The organism is Arenibacter nanhaiticus, assembly GCF_900141935.1.
Classification (GTDB): domain Bacteria; phylum Bacteroidota; class Bacteroidia; order Flavobacteriales; family Flavobacteriaceae; genus Arenibacter; species Arenibacter nanhaiticus.
The window spans coordinates 1-4,782 of sequence record NZ_FQYX01000063.1; the positions used below are offsets into that span (position 1 = coordinate 1).

Below are 4,782 nucleotides of genomic sequence, written 5' to 3' on the forward strand. Positions count from 1 at the left end.
CAAGCTCAAAAAGCTGGAAGAATGGCTGCGCAACCGACTGCGGTATTGTATTTGGCATCATTGGAAGAAACCCGAACGGAAACGGAAAAACCTGATTCGTCTGGGCATTGACCAAGACCAAGCCTACGCTTGGAGCCGTACCAGAATGGGGGGATGGGCTGTAGCCCAAAGCCCAATACTGCGAACTACGATCACCGTAAAACGGTTAAAGAGGAAAGGTTATGTTAGTTTATTGGAATACTACAAACGTTAAGTTTCATTATCGAACCGCCCAGTACGAGACCCGTACGCTGGGTGGTGTGAGAGGCGCAGTCCGTTTCTATTTAGGGGCGGACCCGTCTACTCGATTACAAGCTGCCTTTACTCTTAAATTTAGGGCGAAATCTATCAGTTTTAAACAGTATTTAAAAAAGATTAGATAAGTCGAATTGTTTAAATTTTAGAAAGTATGTCTGTTAATTTTTCTATTTCTAGTTGATTCATTTCTTTGAGAGGACTTCTTAAATAACCGCCATCTTCATTTAAAATGGTTAAACCTGCTTTAATAGACCTTGGCAAACCTTTGCTCACAATAAACTGTAAGAGTTCTAATTGTTTATAGAATTTTTCTTGTGCTTCTACTAAATTATTATTTTTAATTGCATTGTAAAGTTCAATGTTTAATTTAGGAATAAGATTTGGAGCAGCGGTACACCAACCTGTTGCTCCTGCTGCAAAAGCAGCCAATGCAAGTGGATTAGAGCCATTAAAAAAAGCTACTTCTTCACCTAGTTCTTTTCTCAAAAAATGCATTCGTTGTACATCTCCTGAGCTTTCCTTAATCATTGTTACATTTGGTATTTCAAGCAATCTCTTAAGAAGTTTTGGCGACATATCAACTCCACCAGTTGCAGGATTATTATAAGCCATTATAGGAACGGAAATACTACTTGCTACTTTATCATAATGCTGTACAATTTCATCATCTGTAAGTTTCCAATAACTCATAGGAATAATCATAACAGCATTAGCCCCTACTTTTTCTGCGAATTTTGCGTGATAGATAGTTCGTTCAGTAGTTAGGTTAGATACTCCAACCATTACAGGAAGCCTACCATTGACTTGCTGTAAGGTAACTTCCGTTATGGCTTCTTTTTCATCATCTGTAAGGTATGGCAAGACACCAGTACTACCTAGTGGAGCAATTCCATGCGACCCACTTTTCACTAATCGTTCTACTAACTTTTTATATAATTTAATATCCACCTTTTCATTTTTATCAAAAGGGGTGATTGGATAGGCTATAATGCCTTTTAAAGGTACGTTCTTCATTTCTATACTTTTAAATAGTTTGTATTTTCAGTTTTATAAATCTCTGCCTTCTTCTTCTCTAAGGGCAACACCTAAGTTTTGAAGTTGTGGTGCATTTTCACAAGCAAGGTATTTAGCATTATTTTTATTGTTAATATTCCCGTGTCTATGCCATGCCCAAGATGGAATATAAACAGCATCACCAGCTTTCCACTCTATTTTTTCATCTTCAATCTCTGTCCATCCTTCTCCTTCAAGTACGTAAAGTACAGTTTCGTAAGTATGTCTATGTCTATTGGTAATTTGGTTGGGTAATAAACCGCCAATAGTCATACTAACATTTTTAGAAGGAAGGTCAACAAAAAAAACAGGGTGTTTTCTTTCTGTTGAAAATTGGTCGTGTACACCTTCTTGTTCCACATTTTTGTGAACAAGTTTAGAAGGTTTTACATACTTTGGTCTAGCATAAGTTTCGTGAAAATCTTTTGAGCTAAATAGTTTTTCTTTAGATTCCATAAATAGAATTTTTAAATGTTTTGCATTATTGCTCTACAAAATTGTTGAATTTTTGGACTATCTTTATGGTTCAGTTTTAACAAAAGTAAATAGTCCAGATGATTCGCCCTTGGAAATTGAATATTGAAATTAATACTAGTGATACCACACCTGTTTATTTACAAATTGTAGAAGGAATTATTGAAGCCATTAAAACAAAACGGTTAAATCAAGGGCTTTTATTGCCGAGTAGTAGAGTGTTATCTACCCAGTTGAAAGTGAATCGAAACACAGTTGTAAAAGCCTTAGACCTTTTGGTGGCTGAAGAATGGTTAGTGGCGAAGGAGCGTAAAGGATATTTTATTTCAAATCAACTCCCAAATCAATACTCAGCTGATTCTAAAAAAATGGAAAAAGTAGCTAGAGAGTTAGAGCCATCAAAAATGCTATTGTCTTTTGATGATGGTTTGCCTGATACTAAAATTGCTCCCGTAGATGAATTGGCAAAGGCTTACAGGCAAATACTTGCACGAAAGGCTCGATGGAAAACTTTAGGTATTTCCGACCCAAGAGGAAATAATGATTTGCGGAAATCAATCGCTCAAATGTTGAGTCTTAATAGAGGGGTACAATTTTCTACTGAGCAAATTTTCATTGCGAGAGGCAGTCAAATGGCAGCTTATCTAGTTGCACATTGTATTTTACAGAAAGGAGATATAGTAGCAGTTGAAAACCCAGGATATAAACCTATTTGGGCAAGTATGAAAACGGCAGGGGCTGACATTTTACCCGTACCTGTAGATGAATGTGGAATTAAAGTAAGCGTATTAGAGGAATTATTGAAATCAAACTCAATAAAGGCAATTTATGTAACGCCTCATCATCAATTTCCCACAACAGTTTCTCTTAGTTTACCGAGACGGTTAAAATTAATCGAACTTTCTAATAGATATGGTTTTACAATTATAGAAGATGATTACGACCACGAATTTCATTTTGGTATTAGACCCATACTACCAATTGGAAGCCTTCAACATATAGAAAACTATGTATATCTTGGAACATTTAGTAAAATTGTTGCACCCGCACTACGTATAGGTTTTCTTGCCACAAGTATAAGTTTAGCTAATAAGGTGGCAGAATTACGTAAGATTATTGATGGTCAGGGTGATGTGATTATGGAACAAGCAGTTTATCAACTTATTCAGGATGGAAATATAAAGCGACATATAAAAAGAGCAATAATTTTTTATAAAGCTAAAAGAGATTTTTTTGAAAAACTTTTAGTGAAGTATTTAGGCGAAAAAGTAAGTTTTATAAAACCCGAAGGAGGTTTAGCTTTTTGGCTTGTTCCGAAAGTATCAATTGATATTTTTGAAATAGCAAAGAAATTGGAAGCACAAGGAATCGGAATTATTACACCAGATAAGTTCAGTTTTTCGGCTCCTATTAATGGATTTCGAATCGGATATGCTTCTTTGTCAGAAAAGCAGTTGAAAGAAGGTGTTATTGCTCTTTCAAAGCTTTTGTAATGGCTTTCGATTTTTTTTTTTTTGGTTGCTTGTAACGGCAGTCTGTCTCAATACTCGTTTAAACCTCGTGAGAATGGCGTATTTGGATTTTCTCTAAGACACTTACCCGAATAATTTATTCCTGAAGCGAGGTTTTGAGACAGTCTGACGGTCTCGTCTAAGAGTAGTTGCCGGGTTTTGAATTTATAATTGTTCGGTTTCGCGATGCAGAACAACCGCCAAGTGGTTTAGAACGAAGCCAAAACAACCAAAAACGCAGAGACACTGGCAACTGGCTTTTAATTAATAATCTTGAACTAAAACTTCAGTCGGAATATGAAGTGTTGAGTTCAGTTTTCTAATCATTCCTAAAGTCAGTTTACGTTTTTTACTTAAAATTTCACTAACTCTACTTTTAAATCCGACAACTTCGGCTAAATCTTTTTGTTTCATTCCCATTTGTTCCATTCGAAATTTGATTGCCTCAATTGGGTCAGGCATTCCAATTGGAAAGTTCTCATTTTCATATCTGTCAATTAAGATAGAAAGAATTTCTAATTCATCTCCCTGTTCAGTTCCTTTTTTTGCATCAAAAATCTCTTCAAGTCTGTTCAGAGCGTTTTGATAGTCTTTTTCGTTTCTTATTGGTGTTATTTTCATAATCAGATATTATTTGCGTCTATTTTGTCATATTCTGCGTGAGTTCCGATGAATCTTATCCAGCATATTTGATATTCAAAGTTGAATTTTACAATCAATCTATAGTTATTACCTTTAATGTTGTAAACAATTCGGTTGTCTTTTAAAATACTCGCACTTGGATACTCGCTTTTTAATTCATTAATGTTTTTCCATTCGGATTTTTCAGTTTCTCTAAACCAAGACTTTAATTGTTCTTCACAGTCAGCGTGTTTTTCCCAAAAGTCTCGTAAAGTTCGTTTCGCTATTACTCTCACATTATACTTGTTTGTCGCAAATATAATAAAAAAAGTTACCAAATTGGTAATAAATTTTTGTTTTTTCAGCTTGTTGCCAACGGTCTCGTATAACCGTCAGTTACGGATAAATATACGAAGTTTTTTGGTTTAGCACAGACGTTAGCAATTCCGAGTGGATTCGGACGTAGTCGAATCCGCCGTAATTGCGGTTATACATTGTGTGTGCCCAGCATGGGCATCTTTTATCTACTGCAAAGTAGATAATTAATCTAGAGGGTGCAAGTCCCTTATGGGCAGGGGTAACGCCTTGAACCATTAGTAAGTCGCAAGGGTGGTAACTGCGAGGTTACATCTGAAGGAAGCGAGACTACAAAACTCGGTACTGACGAACAGGAACCAGATATGAGGCTGTGAGGATGGATGAGCAAGCACATCATTGTAAAGTCCGAAACACTTTTAAGTGAATGCCGAAGCAGTAGATCTGGCAGGAATCGAGGGAAAGAAGATGTCATTACCTGGGGAGGTCTCCAAAGTTACGTGTAACTAAA

General features: G+C 36.1%; 5 protein-coding genes and 1 pseudogene. 2 read left to right on the plus strand and 4 right to left on the minus strand.

The features are described from left to right. A pseudogene (locus BUA16_RS17955) lies at positions 1-253 on the plus strand (group II intron reverse transcriptase/maturase); the annotation flags it as partial. A 179-nt stretch (positions 254-432) separates the two neighbouring features. On the opposite strand, the gene BUA16_RS17960 reads toward BUA16_RS17955, so the two are convergent. Next, positions 433-1,311 (minus strand): dihydrodipicolinate synthase family protein, encoded by an 879-nt coding sequence (locus tag BUA16_RS17960; protein ID WP_072766084.1) that lies wholly within the window; start codon positions 1,309-1,311, stop codon positions 433-435. A gap of 33 nt (positions 1,312-1,344) precedes the next feature. Continuing rightward, positions 1,345-1,806, minus strand: a complete 462-nt coding sequence (locus BUA16_RS17965) for a cupin domain-containing protein (RefSeq protein WP_072766085.1) — start codon at positions 1,804-1,806, stop codon at positions 1,345-1,347. A 98-nt stretch (positions 1,807-1,904) separates the two neighbouring features. On the opposite strand from BUA16_RS17965, the gene pdxR reads away from it, so the two are divergent. Beyond that, positions 1,905-3,317, plus strand: a complete 1,413-nt coding sequence (gene pdxR, locus BUA16_RS17970; RefSeq protein WP_072766086.1) for a MocR-like pyridoxine biosynthesis transcription factor PdxR — start codon at positions 1,905-1,907, stop codon at positions 3,315-3,317. A 282-nt stretch (positions 3,318-3,599) separates the two neighbouring features. On the opposite strand, the gene BUA16_RS17975 is transcribed toward pdxR, so the two are convergent. Continuing rightward, entirely contained in the window at positions 3,600-3,956 is a 357-nt protein-coding gene (locus tag BUA16_RS17975; protein ID WP_072766087.1) for a helix-turn-helix domain-containing protein, read from the minus strand. 2 nt (positions 3,957-3,958) lie between these two features. After that, positions 3,959-4,252 (minus strand): type II toxin-antitoxin system HigB family toxin, encoded by a 294-nt coding sequence (locus tag BUA16_RS17980; RefSeq protein WP_072766088.1) that lies wholly within the window; start codon positions 4,250-4,252, stop codon positions 3,959-3,961. Positions 4,253-4,782: the final 530 nt, after the last annotated feature.